Origin of the sequence: Caballeronia concitans (genome assembly GCF_001544615.1) — a bacterium.
GTDB lineage: Bacteria > Pseudomonadota > Gammaproteobacteria > Burkholderiales > Burkholderiaceae > Caballeronia > Caballeronia concitans.
The window spans coordinates 576,933-594,762 of sequence record NZ_FCNV02000002.1 but is presented as its reverse complement, the minus strand read 5'-3'; the positions used below and the strand labels follow the sequence as shown (position 1 = coordinate 594,762).

At 64.6% G+C, this 17,830-nt stretch carries 18 protein-coding genes; 11 read left to right on the top strand and 7 right to left on the bottom strand.

The window, feature by feature from the left end:
• Nucleotides 1-2 precede the first annotated feature (2 nt).
• Nucleotides 3-1,112 carry a nucleoside hydrolase gene (locus AWB72_RS08830; protein WP_040050730.1) on the bottom strand — a complete coding sequence of 370 codons (1,110 nt, stop codon included), beginning with the start codon at nucleotides 1,110-1,112 and terminating at the stop codon, nucleotides 3-5.
• Between the two features lie 133 nt (nucleotides 1,113-1,245).
• On the opposite strand from AWB72_RS08830, the gene AWB72_RS08825 reads away from it, so the two are divergent.
• Together AWB72_RS08825 and AWB72_RS08820 are read left to right on the top strand one after the other, a co-directional pair.
• Nucleotides 1,246-1,602 (top strand): CidA/LrgA family protein, encoded by a 357-nt coding sequence (locus tag AWB72_RS08825; RefSeq protein WP_040050865.1) that lies wholly within the window; start codon nucleotides 1,246-1,248, stop codon nucleotides 1,600-1,602.
• On the top strand, nucleotides 1,599-2,333 hold the full coding sequence (locus AWB72_RS08820) for an LrgB family protein (protein ID WP_040050729.1): 735 nt from the start codon (nucleotides 1,599-1,601) through the stop codon (nucleotides 2,331-2,333). Before AWB72_RS08825 ends, AWB72_RS08820 begins: the two co-directional genes overlap by 4 nt.
• Here the strand turns inward: AWB72_RS08820 and AWB72_RS08815 are convergent.
• Complete coding sequence (locus AWB72_RS08815) at nucleotides 2,317-3,297, bottom strand: alpha/beta fold hydrolase (protein ID WP_087128007.1); 981 nt, start codon at nucleotides 3,295-3,297, stop codon at nucleotides 2,317-2,319. The genes AWB72_RS08820 and AWB72_RS08815 overlap by 17 nt on opposite strands.
• Before the next feature lie 118 nt (nucleotides 3,298-3,415).
• Here AWB72_RS08815 and AWB72_RS08810 point away from each other — a divergent pair, with 118 nt between their 5' ends.
• Nucleotides 3,416-3,634 (top strand): MARCKS-like protein, encoded by a 219-nt coding sequence (locus tag AWB72_RS08810; RefSeq protein WP_087128005.1) that lies wholly within the window; start codon nucleotides 3,416-3,418, stop codon nucleotides 3,632-3,634.
• Here AWB72_RS08810 and AWB72_RS08805 read toward each other — a convergent pair whose 3' ends face one another.
• Nucleotides 3,635-4,060, bottom strand: coding sequence for a CBS domain-containing protein (locus AWB72_RS08805; protein ID WP_040050727.1), 426 nt, complete (start codon nucleotides 4,058-4,060; stop codon nucleotides 3,635-3,637).
• A gap of 158 nt (nucleotides 4,061-4,218) precedes the next feature.
• Between AWB72_RS08805 and AWB72_RS08800 the strand changes: the two genes are divergently transcribed.
• The 5 genes from AWB72_RS08800 to AWB72_RS08785 all read left to right on the top strand — a co-directional run bounded on the left by AWB72_RS08800 (nucleotide 4,219) and on the right by AWB72_RS08785 (nucleotide 11,338).
• Complete coding sequence (locus AWB72_RS08800; RefSeq protein WP_040050863.1) at nucleotides 4,219-5,310, top strand: glycosyltransferase family 4 protein; 1,092 nt, start codon at nucleotides 4,219-4,221, stop codon at nucleotides 5,308-5,310.
• A 104-nt stretch (nucleotides 5,311-5,414) separates the two neighbouring features.
• Complete coding sequence (locus AWB72_RS08795; protein ID WP_040050726.1) at nucleotides 5,415-7,220, top strand: HAD family hydrolase; 1,806 nt, start codon at nucleotides 5,415-5,417, stop codon at nucleotides 7,218-7,220.
• 134 nt (nucleotides 7,221-7,354) lie between these two features.
• Nucleotides 7,355-9,781, top strand: a complete 2,427-nt coding sequence (locus tag AWB72_RS08790; RefSeq protein ID WP_052449900.1) for a glucose/quinate/shikimate family membrane-bound PQQ-dependent dehydrogenase — start codon at nucleotides 7,355-7,357, stop codon at nucleotides 9,779-9,781.
• A 104-nt stretch (nucleotides 9,782-9,885) separates the two neighbouring features.
• The gene (locus AWB72_RS29110; RefSeq protein WP_167550946.1) at nucleotides 9,886-10,056 is read left to right on the top strand and encodes a hypothetical protein; all 171 of its coding nucleotides are present in this window, start codon (nucleotides 9,886-9,888) and stop codon (nucleotides 10,054-10,056) included.
• 121 nt (nucleotides 10,057-10,177) lie between these two features.
• Entirely contained in the window at nucleotides 10,178-11,338 is a 1,161-nt protein-coding gene (locus tag AWB72_RS08785; protein WP_040050725.1) for a YihY/virulence factor BrkB family protein, read from the top strand.
• 40 nt (nucleotides 11,339-11,378) lie between these two features.
• Here AWB72_RS08785 and AWB72_RS08780 read toward each other — a convergent pair whose 3' ends face one another.
• On the bottom strand, nucleotides 11,379-12,518 hold the full coding sequence (locus tag AWB72_RS08780; protein WP_052449918.1) for a PDDEXK nuclease domain-containing protein: 1,140 nt from the start codon (nucleotides 12,516-12,518) through the stop codon (nucleotides 11,379-11,381).
• Nucleotides 12,519-12,669: 151 nt separating this feature from the next.
• Between AWB72_RS08780 and AWB72_RS28845 the strand changes: the two genes are divergently transcribed.
• A complete protein-coding gene (locus AWB72_RS28845; protein ID WP_159459351.1) occupies nucleotides 12,670-12,891 on the top strand; it encodes a hypothetical protein in 222 nt (73 codons plus the stop codon).
• On the opposite strand, the gene AWB72_RS08775 is transcribed toward AWB72_RS28845, so the two are convergent.
• The gene (locus AWB72_RS08775) at nucleotides 12,884-13,513 is read right to left on the bottom strand and encodes a CDP-alcohol phosphatidyltransferase family protein (RefSeq protein WP_040050724.1); all 630 of its coding nucleotides are present in this window, start codon (nucleotides 13,511-13,513) and stop codon (nucleotides 12,884-12,886) included. The genes AWB72_RS28845 and AWB72_RS08775 overlap by 8 nt on opposite strands.
• Nucleotides 13,514-13,727: 214 nt before the next feature.
• On the opposite strand from AWB72_RS08775, the gene AWB72_RS08770 reads away from it, so the two are divergent.
• Together AWB72_RS08770 and AWB72_RS08765 are read left to right on the top strand one after the other, a co-directional pair.
• On the top strand, nucleotides 13,728-14,357 hold the full coding sequence (locus tag AWB72_RS08770; protein WP_040050723.1) for a lysophospholipid acyltransferase family protein: 630 nt from the start codon (nucleotides 13,728-13,730) through the stop codon (nucleotides 14,355-14,357).
• 31 nt (nucleotides 14,358-14,388) lie between these two features.
• Nucleotides 14,389-15,327 (top strand): phosphatidate cytidylyltransferase, encoded by a 939-nt coding sequence (locus tag AWB72_RS08765; protein ID WP_040050860.1) that lies wholly within the window; start codon nucleotides 14,389-14,391, stop codon nucleotides 15,325-15,327.
• 54 nt (nucleotides 15,328-15,381) lie between these two features.
• On the opposite strand, the gene AWB72_RS08760 is transcribed toward AWB72_RS08765, so the two are convergent.
• Both AWB72_RS08760 and AWB72_RS08755 read right to left on the bottom strand, forming a co-directional pair.
• On the bottom strand, nucleotides 15,382-16,827 hold the full coding sequence (locus AWB72_RS08760) for an NAD-dependent succinate-semialdehyde dehydrogenase (protein ID WP_040050722.1): 1,446 nt from the start codon (nucleotides 16,825-16,827) through the stop codon (nucleotides 15,382-15,384).
• Between the two features lie 139 nt (nucleotides 16,828-16,966).
• Nucleotides 16,967-17,791, bottom strand: coding sequence for an NAD(P)-dependent oxidoreductase (locus tag AWB72_RS08755; RefSeq protein WP_244285564.1), 825 nt, complete (start codon nucleotides 17,789-17,791; stop codon nucleotides 16,967-16,969).
• Nucleotides 17,792-17,830 lie beyond the last annotated feature (39 nt).

Below are 17,830 nucleotides of genomic sequence, written 5' to 3'. Positions count from 1 at the left end.
ACTTACTGAAATTTCACGGGCACCGGGCTCGTGAGTAAGTTCACGTAGAAGCTGAAGAACCTGTCGTTGTCATATCGCGTCACATAAGTGATCTTCTGCGGCGACGCGCCCGCAACGGGCGCGTCGGGATACACGCGCACGTGTCCCTGATCTTCACCGGGCGTCGTATCGATATCGAGGTAGGCGCTCTGCGTTTCTTTCGCATAAGTGGGATCGAGAAAGTACCCGATGGTCAGCGTGTCGTAGATATTCGTGTTGTTCGCGAATGCGCCCGCGTTCGCAATCGCATACGCCTGTGTCACCGCCGTCGGTCCCGTCGGCGGATTGACGATCTGGTTATAGACACTCTCGGTCAGCGGCACGGTGTTCGTCACATCGAGCGGAATGACCTTCTGCGGAATGGTCGTTTGCAAGAGCGTGCGCACGGCCACGGGATCGAACCACCAGTTCAATTCACCCACCGCGTTCGCGTTGCCGGGCACGTTCATCGCGCCGCCCATATAGACGATCTGCTTGATCAGCGGAACGATCTCCGGCGCTTTCTGCACGGCGGTTGCGAGGTTCGTCGGCGGTCCGACTTCGATGATCGTCACCTGGTTCGGATAGCGCTTGATCGTATCGATCATGAAGTCCGCGGCGGCCTGGGACTTCAGTTGCGTCGATGTCGCGAAGCCGTCGGGCGGCGCCGTGAGTTGCGATTGCTGTGTCGGCTCGGGCCGCATCCATGCGCCGAAATAGCCGTTCGGATTCGCGGCCTGCTGCGCGCGGATGCTCGCGACGTCATATTGCAGCGGATAATTCGCGCCCGCGTACACGCCTACCTTGTCCTGCACGCCCATGCGCTCGACGGCCTTCAGCGCATCGGCTTGCTCTTGCAGCAGCCAGTCGTTGCCGGTCACGACGCACAGGCCGAGCAGATTGACCTTGCCCTGCCCCATCAGTTGCGTCGTCATCGCGAAGAGCTGGCCGTCGTCGCCCATCGTGTTGAAGTCCGAGTCGATGATGACTTTCGGCGCGTTGTTGTAGGCATCGGTATGATCGGAACCGCCGCAACCGGCCACTACGCCGACCACGACTGCCGTGACGAGTCCTGCTGCATGGCGAGGCGTCATCGCTGTCTCCTGAATTGTTCGAATCATGGCCGCCGATGTCAGCGGCTTCTTCATTCTAGGAGCATTCCGTGCATTCGTCGGCTGGACTAGCGCTTGCTCGCGTCCTTCGCCGACGCGCATCAAAGGACTCGCGATGCTTCTTTCACTCGCCGTGCTGCTGCTCTTCCAATGCCTGGGCGAAGGCATTTCGTATCTCTTCAGGCTTCCTGTGCCGGGGCCCGTCGTCGGCATGTTGCTGCTGCTCGCGTTTCTGATCGCGCGTCCGCGTGCGGCGGAAGTCATCGAAGGCACCGCGAACGAACTGCTGCGGCATCTCTCGCTGCTCTTCGTGCCTGCGGGCGTCGGCATCATGGTGTCGGCGAGCGCGCTGAAGGGCAGCGTCGTTGCGATCGTGCTCGCGATCATCGTCAGCACGACGCTTTCCATCGCGGTGACCGCGCTCGTCATGCGCGCGCTGATGCGTCGTCATGGCGCGGAGCAGGAACGATGAGCGCGTTTCCGAAGATCAATGCGATCTGGGTTTATCTCGCGGCGTCGCCGCTATTAGGGCTCACGATCACGCTCTTCGCGTATCTCGTTGCACAGTGGATTTACGCGCGCTGCCGCTTCAATCCGCTCGCGAATCCGGTGCTGATCGCGGTCGCCATTCTCGTGGCCGTGCTGCTGATCAGCCGCACGCCGTACCACACGTATTTCGAAGGCGCGCAGTTCGTGCACTTTCTGCTGGGACCGGCGACGGTCGCGCTCGCCTTGCCGCTTTATCGGCAACTGGGGCATCTGCGCCGGCTCGCCGTGCCGTTGATCGTTGCGTTGCTCGCCGGATCGATGACGGCGATCGTCTCCGCCGTCGCGGTGGCGTCGTGGCTCGGGGCATCGAAAGAGACCATCGCATCGCTTGCGCCGAAGTCCGCGACGACGCCCATCGCGATGGCCGTGGCGACGTCCATCGGCGGCATTCCTTCGTTGACGGCGGTGCTCGTCATATCGACGGGCATCTTCGGCGCGGCATTTGCCCGCGTCATTCTCAACACGCTGCGCGTGAACGAGCCGGAAGCGCGCGGCTTCGCGCTGGGTGTGGCATCGCATGGAATAGGCACCGCGCGCGCGTTTCAGATCAGTCAGCAGATGGGCGCGTTCGCGGGACTCGGCATGGGGCTCAACGGAGTGCTCACATCGCTTCTCGTCCCGGTTGTCGTTCCGATGCTCACACGCTGGCTTTGAGCGTGTAGCCCGTCGATTTCGATTCGATCGCCATCGCTTCGATTGCATCGCCGATGCGGCCCGCGTCGTCGTAATGCACCATGTGCCCGCGATGCGCGATCACCGATAGCACGCTCTGCGGAATCTCGCGAAAGAGCCGTCCTGAATGCGATTGCGCATCGACGACGACATCGTCCTCGCCGGCAAAAATGCGCACGGGTATGTCGATCTCGCGGTAATGCTTCGACAGTTCGCTCGCGGCGGGCACCATGCATGCCGCATCTTCGCCGATGGCGCGCAATTGCCACGGCCGCAGCACGATCTGCCGCTGCACTTGCTCGCCGAAATTGTCGGGCACGTCGGCGGGCGCGAACATCGCACGCACGTTCGTGTTCAGCAACATGCGCCCCATGACGGGCGATACCGTATAGCGGATGACATCGCCGATTACCGGAACCGCGGCGGGCGCGGTCAGCAGCACGTCGTATCGCGCGGTCGGATAGTAGTAGCCGGAGATGAGCGTCAGCCCGCGAATGTCGATGCGCGGCTCGATGGCCATCGCCAGCGCAACGAGACAGCCGAGCGATTGCCCGACGACGACCGCGCTCTCGATCCCCATCTGTTGGAGCGCACGCTGAAAGAGCGCGGCTTGCGCTTGCGGCGTCCACACGCGATCGCGCGGGCGCGTGCTGAAGCCGAAGCCGGGGCGATCGAACGCGATCACGCGATGCCGTTTAGACAAGCGCCCGACCAGTCCGCTCGCGATGTAATCCTGCAGCGTCACGAGGTTGCCATGCACGAGCAGCACGGTGGGGCCTTCGCCTTCGTCGATGTAATGGAGGCGCACGCCGTCCACGTCGATGAACTGGCCGATAGGCGGATGCTCGCGCTCGGCGCGCCGCCCGCGCCATGCGGCCCACGCCGCGATGCTGGCGGATACGGCCGCGACGCCGACCAGCAGTCTGCTCGAATGTGATGAACGCATGTCTGAGAAGTGTCGATTAGCGGACGAGCGAACAGAGCAAGCACTCGACGTGCCATGCATCGGAACATGGCTTGCTCGCGATGCTGCGTCGATCATTCAACCATCGAGAGGCATCACGATGAATGAGAGCACGCAGAACGGCGACGGCCATACCGAGAGCCAGCCGATTCCCGGCCATACCGAGAACATCCCGACGAACCCCGCCGATGCGCCCGCACGCGGTCCGATGGAAGACCGCGCACCCGACGCGACACCGGACACCAAGCCCGGCACGCCGCCCGGCTCGCAAAGCGAAAGCGATCGGCTGAAGACGCCGGAGGACGGCAATCCGGTGTGATCATCGGTCGGGCACGGACGGCGTGGATATCGCCTGAATCGTCGATGACACTTCGCCGTCCGAGTAGCTCGCGATATCGCCCAGCGCCAGCATGCCGACGAGATGCTTCGCGCTGTCCACGACAGGCATGCGCCGAATCTGCAAGCGCTCCATGCGCTCCATCGCGGATTCGATCGGGTCTTCCTCGAAGCACCATTCCACCGGCTCGCTCGCGACTTCCTGCACGGTGCACGTCGAGTCCTTGCCCGCGGATACCGCGCGCACCACGATATCGCGGTCGGTTATCACGGCCTTGAGTTGCTCGCCATCGCACACGGGCAACGCGCCGACATTGAGTTCATCCATCAGCTCGGCCGCGCGGCGAATGCTCTCGTCCGGCGCGATGCTCTGCACGCCGCGTGTCATTACTTCTGCCACCTTCGTCATGACGTCCTCCGTTTGAAAACGCTGGCCATCGTTTGAGCATGCCTCGTGCCGTCGATGAGCACGCCGATTCATTGCGATGTGAGGCGTCGGCCTGAACATTGCTTATGAAGCCGCATCACCGAAGCCATGCATCGGCGTGGCCGAACAGGAATTCATCGATGAAAATCGCACAGGTCGCACCGCTCTACGAGAGCGTCCCTCCTATCGCATACGGCGCCACCGAACGCATCATCTCTTACCTCACCGAAGCGCTCGTCGTGCTCGGCCACGACGTCACGCTGTTCGCCACGGCAGATTCGCGCACGCAGGCGCATCTGCATAGCAGCACGCCCACCGCGCTATGGCGCGACGAGCGCGTGTGGGACACGACGAGTCATCATCTGCGTCAGCTCGATGCGGTCATCAAACATTCATCGCAGTTCGATGTCATCCACTTCCACACGGAACCCCTGCATTTGCCGATGCAGCGCTTCCTCGCGTGCCCCTCGATCACGACGATGCATGGCCGCCTGCTGCCCGCCGATCACGGCCCGCTCTTCGCGACGTTCCCGGATGCGCCGCTCGTCTCGATCTCGGACAGTCAGCGCAAAGCCATGCCCGATGCGAACTGGCGCGCGACGGTTCATCACGGCTTGCCGCTGGACGAGATGCGTTATTCGCAGGAAGACGGCGATTACCTGCTATTCGTCGGACGCGTGATGCCGGAGAAGCGCATCGATCGCGCAATAGAAATCGCGCGGCGCGCGGGACTTCCGCTGAAGATCGCCGCAGCGGTGCATCCCGGCGAACGTGCGTACTTCAAGGAAACGATCTGGCCGATGCTCGAGGCGTCGCAATCGTTCGTGGAGTATCTCGGCGAAGTGGGCGGCGAATCGCGGCGCGCGCTCTTTGCGAATGCGCGTGCGCTCGTGTTCCCGATCGACTGGGAGGAGCCGTTCGGCCTCGTCATGATCGAAGCGATGGCCTCGGGCACGCCGGTCGTCGCTTTCAGGCGCGGCGCGGTGCCCGAAGTGCTCGAACATGGCGTGAGCGGCTTGATCGTCGATGACGTCGATGAAGCCGTGCAAGCCGTGCAAGCCGTGCGCGATGTCGGCGCGATCGATCGCGCGCGCTGCCGCAAGACCTTCGAGAAGCGCTTCAGTGCCGAGCGCATGGCGCGCGACTATCTCGCGGTGTATCGCGATCTGGTGGATAACCGCGCGAGCGCGGCCAACATCGTGGACTCCGACACCGACGCGTTGCAGGCATAGCGAATGCACGGCATCGCTCGCGTTCGGGCCGGCGCTCGAAGCACACACGCGCCGCCGAAACGCCTAACGCCGATGACGAAGCGCACTCACGGAGGAACACCGCAATGCGATGCATGGTGCTTGCAAGCGACTACGACAACACGCTCGCCCGCGACGGCCGCGTGGACGATGCGACTTGGGACGCCATCGACTGGCTGCGCGCGTCCGGGCGTCACATGGTGCTCGTGACGGGCCGCGAACTCGACGACCTGCTCGAACTATGCGATCGCGTCGACCGCTTCACGCTGATCGTCGCGGAAAACGGCGGCATGATCTATTCGCCCGCCACGCGCGAGCGCACGCTCCTCGCGCCGCCGCCGCCGCCCGAATTCATCGATGCGATGAGAAGGAGCGGCGTGCGTCATCTCGGCGTAGGCGAAACGATCGTTGCAACCGTGAAGCCTCACGACGAACAGGCGCTCGCCGCCATCCGCGATCTCGGGTTGGACTTGCATGTCGTCTATAACGGCGACGCGGTGATGATCCTCGCGCCCGGCATCAACAAGGCGAGCGGTCTGCTCGCGGCGCTCGACAAGCTCTCGCTTTCGCCGCGCAATGCAGTCGGCGTGGGCGACGCGCAGAACGATCATCCCTTGCTCGATGCATGCGAGATATCGGCGGCGGTCGGCAACGCAATCGATGCGTTGAAGGCACATGCGGACATCGTGACGGATCGCGAATATGGCGCGGGCGTGGCCGAATTGATCGACGCGATTCTCGAAGACGATCTCGACGGCGTGAGCGCACGCATCACGCGGCGCAATCTGCTGCTCGGCGAGCGCGTGAACGACGAACGCAAGGAAGAACAGGAAGAGAGCGAAACGCTCGCGCCGCAAGACACAGTCGCGCTGGTCGCTGGTCAATCGGGCGGCGGCAAATCGACGTTGATTACCGGCTTGATGGAGCGGCTGTCGGCATCGGGCTATCAGTTCTGCGCGCTCGATCCCGAAGGCGACTTCGATAACTTCGAAGGCGCGCTGCCCATCGGCGATGCGGAAGCCGCGCCCAAAGCCGACGACGTCACGCGGCTCGTGCATCAGCCGAGCCAGTCGGTCGTCGTCAATCTGATGCGCGTCACGTTCGCGGACCGGCCCGCGTACTGCGCCACGCTGCTCGCGCAGATGCAGAAGACGCGCGCGCTCACCGGGCGTCCGCATTGGCTGATCTTCGACGAGGCGCATCACTTCTTTCCAGCGACCATCACCGCTGCCGATGAAGCGCTGCCCGATCAGCTCGCGCCCGCGCTTTTCGCGACCGTGCATCCGAATCAGGTGTCGCGGCGGCTGCTGGATCGCGTGACGGTGTTCATCGGCGCGGGCGAGGGCGCGCAGGAAACGCTGCGGGAATTCGCCGAGGCCGCCGGCATCGATCAACCGGCCGATATGCCGGATGAAGTGCAGACCGGCGAGGCGCTCGTCTGGCGACGCGATGGCGACGGCAACTGGACGACACCCATCGTCGTGCGGATCGAGCCTGCGAAGACGCAGCGTCGGCGGCACGTGCGCAAGTATGCGGAGGGCATGCTGATTCCGGAGCGCAGCTTCTATTTTCGCGGCCCCGACGACAAGCTGAACCTTCGCGCGCACAACCTCGTGTTGTTCCTCGAAATCGCGGAAGGCGTCGATGAAGACACCTGGCTCCATCACTTGCGTCAGGGCGATTACTCGACGTGGTTCCGCGACGTCATCGGCGATGCGACGCTGGCCGACGAAGCACGCGAGATCGAAACCGACGATGCGCTTTCGGCCAGCGACAGTCTCGAAGGAATACGAAAGGCCGTCGAGCAGCGTTATACGCAGCCGGAGAATCCGGTGGTGCCGAACATCCTCGCGCCGGGATCGAAGGAAGGCGGTGGCACGTCGAGTGCTTGAGGCCCGATAGTCCCGATCAATACGATCGTTGCGATCGTTGTCCGAAGGTCCGCGGCACATGCGCTTGCGCGCGCGTTTGCGTCTGTGCCGCGCGGCCGTATCGACCATCCATCGTTCCGAACAGAGGTGTGTGAATGAATACGAACTCCCCGCCGGTGCGGCCGCGTGCCGGCTCGCCATCGCCCGTCGTGAAATGGCTCACCATCCTGTTCCTCGCGATATCGGGGCTTTATCTCGGCGGCGTCGGCATATGGCTCGTCACCATCGGCGGATCGCCTTATTACGTGATCGCCGGTCTTCTCATGCTCGCGGTCGCGTGGCTCATCGCGCGGCGCAACGCGTCGGCGCTCTTCGTCTACGCGCTGCTGCTCATCGGCACGCTGATATGGGCCGTCGTCGAAGCGGGATTCGATTTCTGGGCGCTCGCGCCGCGTCTCGACGTGCTCGTCATCGTCGGGATATGGCTGTTGCTGCCGTTCACGTATCGCCTGTATGCAAGTCCGGTCGGTAAAGGCGGGCTCGCGGTGGCGGTGGCGCTCGTGCTGACGGGCATCGCGCTCGTGTATGCGGCGTTCAACGATCCGCAAGAGGTCAACGGATCGTTCGCGCGGCAAGGCTCGGCTGCACCGGCTACCGCTGCTGCAACGTCCGGGCGTCCGGGCGACTGGCTCGCCTACGGCAACTCGCAAGGCGGCACGCGCTATTCGCCGCTCGCGCAGATCAACGACAAGAACGTCGGCGACCTCCAGCAAGCGTGGAGTTTCCGCACGGGCGACATGAAAGGCCCGAACGATCCCGTCGAAATCACCGACGAAGTCACGCCCATCGCCGTCGACGGCACGCTCTTCTTCTGCACGCCGCACCAGAACGCCATTGCACTCGACGGCGCGAGCGGCAAGGAAAAATGGCGCTTCAATCCCGAGCTGAAGCCGGACCCGAGCTTCCAGCACGTCACTTGCCGGGGCGTCTCCTACTATGAGACGCCCGCCGCCGCGCAGGCGCGCCAGGCGAACGACACGTCGAAGCTGCCGATGTGCGCGCGCCGCATCATCCTGCCTGTGAACGACGGCCGCCTCTTCGAACTCGATGCCGCCACCGGCCAGCGCTGCCCCGGCTTCGGATCGAACGGCGTGGTGGATCTCCAGCACTTGCAGCCGGTCAAGACGCCGGGCCAGTACGAGCCGACATCGCCGCCCGTCGTGACGTCGAAAGTGATCGTCGTCGCGGGCGCGGTGACCGACAACTACGGCACGCACGAGCCGTCGGGCGTGATCCGCGGCTTCGACGTGGAAAGCGGCAAGCTGCTGTGGGCCTTCGATCCGGGCGCGGCGAACCCGAACGCGATTCCCGACGATCAGCACGGCTATGCGGCGAACTCGCCGAACTCGTGGGCGCCCGCCGCCTACGATGCGCAGCTCGACCTCGTCTACTTGCCGATGGGCGTCACCACGCCCGATATCTGGGGCGGCTATCGCACGCCCGATCAGGAACGCTATGCGAGCGGCCTGCTCGCGCTCAATGCAACGACGGGCAAGCTCGCGTGGTTCTATCAGACGGTGCATCACGATCTGTGGGACATGGACCTGCCCGCGCAGCCGACCATCGCGGATATCCGGGATGCGAGCGGCAATGTCGTGCCGGCCATCTATGCGCCCGCGAAGACCGGCAACATCTTCGTGCTGGACCGCCGCACCGGCAAGCCGATCATTCCCGCGCCCGAGCAGCCGGTGCCGCAAGGCGCGGCCACGGGCGATCGCGTTTCGCCGACGCAGCCGTTCTCCGAGCTGACCTATCGGCCGCAGAAGAACCTGACCGGCGCGGACATGTGGGGCGCGACGATGTACGACCAGCTCGCGTGCCGCGTGATCTTCCATCGGCTGCGCTATGAAGGGCCGTTCACGCCGCCGTCGGAACAAGGCACGCTCGTGTTCCCCGGCAATCTCGGCATGTTCGAATGGGGCGGACTCGCCGTCGATACGGACCGGCGCATCGCGATTGCGAATCCGATCGCGCTGCCGTTCGTCTCGCGGCTCATTCCGCGCGGGCCGAACAATCCGATCGAGCCGCCGCAAGCGGGACAGGCGGGCACCGGCACCGAGGTCGGCATTCAGCCGCAATACGGCGTGCCGTTCGGCGTGACGTTGAATCCGTTCCTGTCGCCGTTGCGCCTGCCGTGCAAGCAGCCGGCGTGGGGCTATGTTTCGGCGCTCGATCTCGATACGCACAAGGTGATCTGGAAGAAGCGCATCGGTACGACGCGCGATGCATCGCCCATTCCGGTTCCGTTCAAGATGGGCATGCCGATGCTCGGTGGCCCGATGACGACGGCGGGCCGCGTGTTCTTCATCGGCGCGACGGCGGACGACTATATTCGCGCGTTCAGCACGGATAGCGGCGACGAGTTGTGGCACGCGCGCTTGCCGGCGGGCGGACAGGCCACGCCGATGACGTACGAAGCGAACGGCAAGCAGTACGTGCTGATCGCGGCGGGCGGCCACGGCTCGTTCATGACGAAGCTCGGCGATTACGTGATCGCATACGCGTTGCCGGACAAGCGGTGATCTTCGGGGACACGCGGGCATTCGTCGTCCGCGTGTTCGCCGAGCATGATCGTTGCTGACAGCGTGATGCGCACCCACGCTCACCGGCACTTAGGAGAACCGCCATGCCAGACGCTTCCGATCCGCAAAAGCCCGATCCTTCGCAATCCGAGATAGCGCGCGGCACGCCGCCCGCGCGCACGCCCGAAACCTTGCCCGACAACACCGACCTTCAACCTGATCAACAGCCCGTGCGCGGCACGCCGGATATGTCCAAGCCGGCCACCGATAGCTAGGCCTGCTTGTCGCGTCGTCGTGAGCGGACGCCTCGTTCGCGACGACGATTTTCATCGCTCCCGATTCAAGGCTGGCACTCCCGATGCTAAAAGCTTACGGCACGATTCCAAGGAGGCAGCGATGGACCACACCGCCGGGCAGCATTCCAAATCCTTCATGAGCCGCGTGATCGCGTGGCCCACTCGCACTTTCAAGCGATTCAGCGCGGACCGAGGCGCACCGATGGCCGCGAGCATCGCATTCTATTCGGCGTTCTCCCTTGCACCGACGCTCGTGATGGTCATCGCCATTGCCGGGCTCGTGTTCGGCGCCGAGGCCGCGCGCGGGCAGCTCTTTCATCAGATAAGCGGAATGCTCGGCAAGGACGCCGCCGCGAGCGTGCAGACGATCGTCGAGCACGCGCATCGCAGCGGCGGCGGCGGAATTGCGGCGATCGTGTCGTTCGTGCTGCTGGCGGTGGGCGCGTCGGCGACGTTTTCATCGCTGAACACGGCGTTATCGATCATTTGGCCCGCCGAAGGAAAACCGAAATCCGGCGTCGCCACGATGGTGAAGGTGCGCCTCATCTCCTTCGGCCTCGTGATGGGCGTGGCGTTCCTGCTGATCGTATCGCTCGTGCTGGATACCGCCGTGCAGGCCGCTGGAAAGTGGGTTTTCGGGGAGTCGCCGCTCGTGGTCATCGGCGATATCGTGCAGTTCGTGCTCGGGCTCGTGATTCTGTCCGCAGCCTTCGGCGCGCTGCTGAAGTATCTGCCCGATGGACACGTCCAATGGCGCGATGCGCTCGTCGGCGGCACGATTTCCGCCGTGCTGTTTTCGGTGGGCAAGAAGCTGTTCGCGCTTTACCTGACGCACGCGGGAACGGCCAACGCGTTCGGCGCGGCGGGCTCGCTCGCGGTGCTCCTGATGTGGCTGTACTTCGCGGCGGCGGTGATGCTGCTCGGCGCGGAAGCGGCGGCAACGCGAGTGGAAGCGCGCGGGGAAGCGCCGGTGCGCACCGACGGCGCGGCGGATGCGAAAGCGCCTGCGGTTTCTGATGCAGCCAAGCCCGTGCCGATGCCGGCGCCCGTGGTTTCGGTGACGTCCGTTGCGCGCGTTCGGCAGGTCGAGCGTCGCGAACGCGTGCCGTCGTCGACGTGGGGGCAAGCGCTGGCGAAGGGCATCGATGCCGTGAAGGCCAATCCGAGCCGCATCGCGATCGCGGCGGCCGGAGCGAGTCTCTTCGTGTTCACGAAGGGATCGCGTCGCACGGACGACAGGCATCGGTCGGCGAAGGCTTGAAGCGGAGGCGGGGGCGTCCGGATAACGCCCTCGCCCTCGTTCACTCCTCGCCCTTTCCCCGTCCCGCTTCCCACTCCCGCCGCACCCGCGCCAGTTCCTCGGCCAGCACCGCCTCGTCCGGCAGCATCATGTGATATTCGGCCGCGAGCACCTTGTTCGGCAGGCCGTCGAGCGCATATTTCGCCACCGCCGCATTAGTCCGCGCGCACAGGATCAGGCCGACGGGCGGGTTCTCGCCCGGCAGCGTCCAGTGCTCGCGCGCGTAATTGCAGTACATGTGCATCTGCCCGACATCCGCGTGATTCAGCTCCGTGAGCTTCAGATCGATGATCACGAGGCACCGCAGCCGCCGATGAAAAAACAGCAGATCGACGCGGTACCAGCTATCGCCTATCCGCAATCGACGCTGCCTGCCGACGAACGTGAAGTCGCCGCCGAGTTCGAGCAGGAAGTCCTCGAGCCGATGAATCAGCGCATCCTCTAGCTGACTCTCCGAATATTCGTCCTTGAGGTCGAGGAATTCCAGAACGTACGGATCCTTGATGGCCTCTTCCGGCGTCACGATGTCGCCGCGCGCCGCGATGCTTCCCTTCTCGATCATCGCGCGCTTGTCGCGGGACATCAGCGTGCGCGTATAGAACTGGCTGCCGATCTGCCGGTCGAGTTGCCGCACGCTCCAGCCGCCGCGCAGCGCTTCGCCTTCGTAGAAGCGGCGTTCGTCGTCGGAGCGCGTGCGCCGCATCAGATGCACGTAGTGCGTCCACGAGAGCGGGAATCGCTCGGCCAGGTGCGCAAGCGATGAATTCCGAATCGCCGATTCGGATTTCGCCTTCGCGCCGGACGCCGATTTCCGATCCTCCGATTCGGAAATCGCTTCCGTCACGGCCGCCGGATACGCCTGATAAAAGAGCCGCATCAGTTCCAGATTGTCGACGCCGAAGCCGCGCCCGAAGCGCTTCGTCAGATCCGCCGACAGCCGCTGCAAGAGCGCCTGCCCATAGGCCGCGCGGCCCGCGCCGCCCTGCTCGAACTCCACGATCCGATGCCCGATGCGCCAGTAAGTCGCCGTCATCAGCGCATTGATGCTGCGCGCCGCCGCCTGCCGGCCCTGCTCCAGGAGCGCGAGCACGTCGCCGAGCGTCGCGCCGTAGTCGTCCTCGGGGAGAATCACGTCGTTCATCGTCGTCCTTTCTCGTCCTTTCGTGCTGTCCGGGCGTCCGCCCGCCGCTTCGAAGTGTCGCATAAGCCGCTTGTGTCACCTGGCGCACATATTAGTCTGATGATTCGCCTTAGGCTTCGGGCTTCATCCGATTCCGGCGTCGGCCAGCTCAATGACCCAATACTTCACTTCGAGGCAAGGCGCGATCAAACGTCTCATGGACCTGAAACGGCAATTCGCGCGCGGCTATTCGTTGTTCACCATCGACGGATGGCGTTGCGACGGCGTCGAAGTGAACGGCCTCGATCAAGTGCTGCTGAACGTGCGCGCCGGGCGCATTCTGTCATTTCGCCATGCCGACGCGGACGGCGATCAGCTCGTGTACATCAGCTAGCGCGCTCGCGTTTCAGCGTTTCAGCAATCCCCGCGCGCACGCGACGCATCGCCGTCAGCACGGCCAGCGCGATCAGCACGCGCCACAGCCACACGCCGATTCTGCCGATAGCCCCCGCGCTTACGCCCGCCCCGATCCACACCGCGAACGCGCCGATGGCGAGCGCGCGGTCGCTCTTGCCGAACGGACCGTCGTATCGACGGCTCGCGCCCGCGAGCGGCCCGATCAACCCCGCGCATTCGACGATCACCGCGCTCAGCGCGAACAGCCACACATCCGCTGCGGCGAGGCCGCCGACCGCGAGAAACGGCAGCACGAGCGCGATGTCCGAAACGATATCGCCCAGTTCGTTCAGATACGCGCCCAACACGCTCTTCTGGCCGTGCTCGCGGGCGAGCATGCCGTCGATGGCGTTGAGCGCCATGCGCAGGAACAGCCAGACAGGAATCAACAGAAACAGCGCGCGATGCGCCGGCGCGAAACCCGCCAGCGCGCCGACCGCGATCGATCCGACCGCAGCGGCGAGCGTCACCTGATTCGCCGTCACGCCATGCCGGGCCAGCCAGCCGGTCAACGGACGCAAAAGACCTTGAAAACGGGGTTTCAGTGCGTAGAGACTCATGGAACGAGGCGCGCAGCCGCGCGAGAAATGAAACGCGCTACTATCACGACCCGCGCCGCCCGCGTCAACCTTCAGGAATGCCAAGCTAGTTAAAGAGGCGGATGTGTCACGGCATCGACGATATTTGGCAAATGTCGTCACGGCCGATTGCGTCGATATCGAGCTTGTGACAGGAATAGCGCCCTGTTCACATTCAACCTCGAACCATCGACCGATGAAACTCACGCACATCTGGCAACGCGATCTGCTTCTCGCTTTCGTGCGGCTCGTGGCCGGCGCTTATCCGGTGTGGCATGCCGGGCCGCCATCCGCCGCGCAGAAGCTGTACTTCTCGAATCACACGAGCCATATCGATACGCTCGCCATGCTCGCCGCGTTGCCGCGCCCCTTGCGCGACGCGGTGCGGCCCGTCGCCGCGCGCGATTACTGGGGTTCGAGTCCGCTCAAGCGCCACATTGCGCAGAAGCTGCTGAACGTCGTGCTGATCGACCGGCGCCGCGAGACCGAAGGCGATCCGCTCGATCCCGTGCGCGATGCGCTCGCAAGCGGCGCGTCGATCATCATCTTCCCCGAAGGCACGCGCGGCGCCGATGCGTTGCCGCAAGCCTTCAAAAGCGGCCTCTTTCATCTGGCGAGCGAATTTCCGCACGTCGAACTCGCGCCCGTTTATCTCGAGAACCTGCAGCGGATCATGCCGAAAGGCGCAATTTTCCCGATACCGCTCATCTGCAAGCTGCACTTCGGCGCGTCAGAGGCGCGTCGCGATGGCGAGGACAAGGCTTCGTTCCTCGCCCGCATGCGCGATGCCGTCGTCGCGCTCGCGCCGCAATCGAACGCGCGCTGAGCGCATCCCTTCATCGCATATCGGAAACACCATGCCGACAACTTTCTGGCAACTCGTGGCCGGCGTCACCGGCGTCCTCGTCGTCGCGACCATCATCGGCGCGATACTCGGCGCGCGCGCCAAAGCGGCGAATCGCACGAACGCGACCATCGTCAATCTGAACGAACGCATCCGCGCGTGGTGGGGCATGATCGCGGTGATGACGATCGCCATCGGCCTCGGCGACAAGGCGACGTACATCGTCTTCGCGCTGCTCTCGTATCTCGCGTTGCGCGAGTTCATCACGCTCACGCCGACGACGCAGAGCGACCACACCACGCTCTTCGTGGCGTTCTTCGTCGCGGTGCCGGTGCAGTACGTGTTGCTCGGCATCGACTGGTACGGCATGTATTCCATCTTCGTGCCGGTGCACCTTTTCTTCGCGATGTCGCTCTTGTCCGCCCTGACGCAAGACACGCGCGACTTCCTGAGCCGCAACGCGCGCATCAACTGGGCGCTCATGGTGTGCGTCTACGGACTGAGCCACGCGCCCGCGCTCCTCACGCTCGATATCGCCGGTTATCGCGGGCAGAACGCGCTGCTGCTGTTCTATTTCCTGCTCGTCGTGCAGATCAGCGATGTGTTGCAGTATGTCGTCGGCAAGCTCTTCGGGCGACGCAAGATCGCGCCGGTGTTGTCGCCGTCGAAGACGGTGGAGGGATTCGTCGGCGGCGGACTGCTCGCAACGCTATGCGGCGCGGCGCTGTATCGCGTGACGCCGTTCGGTTTCGGCGCGGCGTTTTTCATGTCGCTTGCGATCGTGCTGGCGGGATTCGTCGGCGGACTGGTGCTCTCGGCGGTGAAGCGTTCGCTCGGCGCGAAGGACTGGGGATCGATGATCGCGGGGCACGGCGGAATGCTGGATCGCGTCGATTCGATCTGCTTCGCCGCGCCGGTCTTCTTTCATCTGGTGCGATACGTCTATGTATGACAACGCCCGCGCGATGTGTCCACCGCGCGGGCGCTCGTCATCGGCTCGGCGGAATCAGACCGCCATCACCGTGACCGACTTCGTCACGAGATACGGCTCGAGTGCTTCGGGTCCGCCTTCGGAGCCATAGCCCGAATCCTTCACGCCGCCGAACGGCATTTCCGGCCACGGCGTCGCGGGCTGGTTGATCCACAGCATGCCCACTTCGAGCTGGTTCGTCAGCAGATGCACGTTCTTGAACGAACGCGTGAACGCGTAACCCGCGAGACCGTACGGCAGACGATTCGCTTCCTTGATCGCGTCTTCCAGCGAGTCGAAGCCGCGAATGGCCGCGACCGGGCCGAACGGCTCGTTGTTGAACACGTCGGCTTCGAGCGGCACGTCGGTGAGCACCGTCGGCGCGAAGAAATTGCCCGCGCTGCCGATGCGCTCGCCGCCCGTCGCGACCGTCGCGCCCGACTTGCGCGCGTTTTCGATCACGCTCGTCATCGCGGTGATGCGGCGTGCGTTCGCGAGCGGCCCGAGCGTCGTGCCTTCGGCAAGGCCGTCGCCGACCGACAGCCCTTCCGCGTGCTTGACCAGCGCCTTCGCGAAGTCGTCGCGCACGCTGTTGTGAACGAGAAAGCGCGTCGGCGAAATGCAGACCTGCCCCGCGTTGCGGAACTTGGCCGCGCCCGCCGCCTTCACGGCAAGCTCGACGTCCGCATCTTCCGCGACGATCACCGGCGCGTGGCCGCCCAGTTCCATCGTCGCGCGCTTCATGTGCTGGCCGGCGAGCGCGGCCAGTTGCTTGCCGACGGCCGTCGAACCCGTGAACGTCACCTTGCGGATAACCGGATGCGAAATCAGATACTTCGAGATTTCGGGCGGATCGCCGAACACGAGACCGAGCACGCCGTTCGGCACGCCCGCGTCGGCGAACGCGCGGATCAGCTCGGCAGGCGATGCCGGCGTTTCTTCCGGCGCCTTCACGATAAACGAGCAGCCCGTGGTCAACGCAGCCGAAAGCTTGCGCACGACCTGATTCACCGGGAAATTCCACGGCGTGAACGCGGCGACCGGCCCGACCGGCTCCTTCACCACCGTCTGCTGCGCGTTCACGTTGCGCGGCGGCACGATACGGCCGTACACGCGACGCCCTTCGTCCGCGAACCATTCGATGATGTCCGCCGCCGAGTTCACCTCGATGCGCGCTTCGACGAGCGGCTTGCCCTGCTCCTGCGTCATCAGGCGGGCGATGGAATCGGCGCGTTCGCGCACGATGGCGGCCGCCTTGCGCATCAGCGACGCGCGTTCCAGCGCGGTCATCCGGCGCCACGTGGCGAAGCCGGCTTTCGCGGCGGCGAGCGCCCGGTCGAGATCGCCGATGCTGGCCCGCGCGACCGTGCCGATTTTCTCGCCGGTCGCCGGATTCAGCACGTCGATCGTCGCGCCGCCCTCTGCGTCGCACCACTCGCCGTTAATGTAAAGACGCGTGTTCTGATACGTTCCTGCGGTCATTGAGCACCTCTTGCTAGAAAGATGGCCGGGCCGGCGTGATCGCCAGCCGCGAATTTCACTTCGATGAGAAAGGCTGTGCGCTAAGCGTGCAACATCGTTAAAGGATACGCAGTAAATCGTACGACCGCACGCTTCGCGGTCATCCGCCGCGTTCGGTGAAGAAGCGGCCGAGCGCATCGGTGGCGGCTTTGTCGTGGGCGAGCCGCGCGTACAGGCCCGCCGCGCCTTCGTAGATGCGATGTTCCACGAAGTCCTCGCCGATGAAGGCGGCGATCTCTTCCATCTCCGCCACCCAGCGATACGCCTTCGGCGGCATGCGCGGCACGTTGCCCGCGAGCCAGGCGGCGAGTTGCGGCTGGCTTTCGGCAAGCTCGGCGAGCAGCGCGTCGCCCGCGCCGTTGCGCATGGCCGCGAGCGACATGGCCGAGCCGAGCGCCGTCAGCCCTTTCGTGATGCCCGCGTACGACATCTTCAGCGCCGACGCTGCGCCGATGGGTCCGTCGAGCAGACGCACGGCGAGGCCGGCATCGCCGAGCACGTTCGCACGCGCCGCATGCGGTCCCGAGAAATAAAATTTTGGCGATGAAGGCGCGCCGATGATCCCGCCATCGACGAAAGCCGCGCCGGTGGCATCGACGGTCCGCGCGATCGTTGCGACGGTTTGCGGGCTGACCGCGTTGCAGTCGATATAAACAGCCTTGCTGGACGCTTTGTTTAGCGCGGGCGCGAGACGTTCGGCGGTTTCGGCGGCCACGGCGGGCGGCACGATGGAGAGAACGAAGTCGGATGCGGCGAGATCGGCGAGGCCCGCGTCTTCCATGCCCGCTTCGCGCGCGCGGGCGGCGCTCGCAGCGCTGCGGCCTTCGAGCGTGGTGAGCACGCGCGCGCCGGACGCGCCGAGCATCCTGCCGATTGCCGATCCCATGCTTCCCGCGCCGATGAGCGCAATGGTCAGTCGAGTCAAGTGCGGCTCCCTGGAATCGGTTGCAAGACGCACAGGATA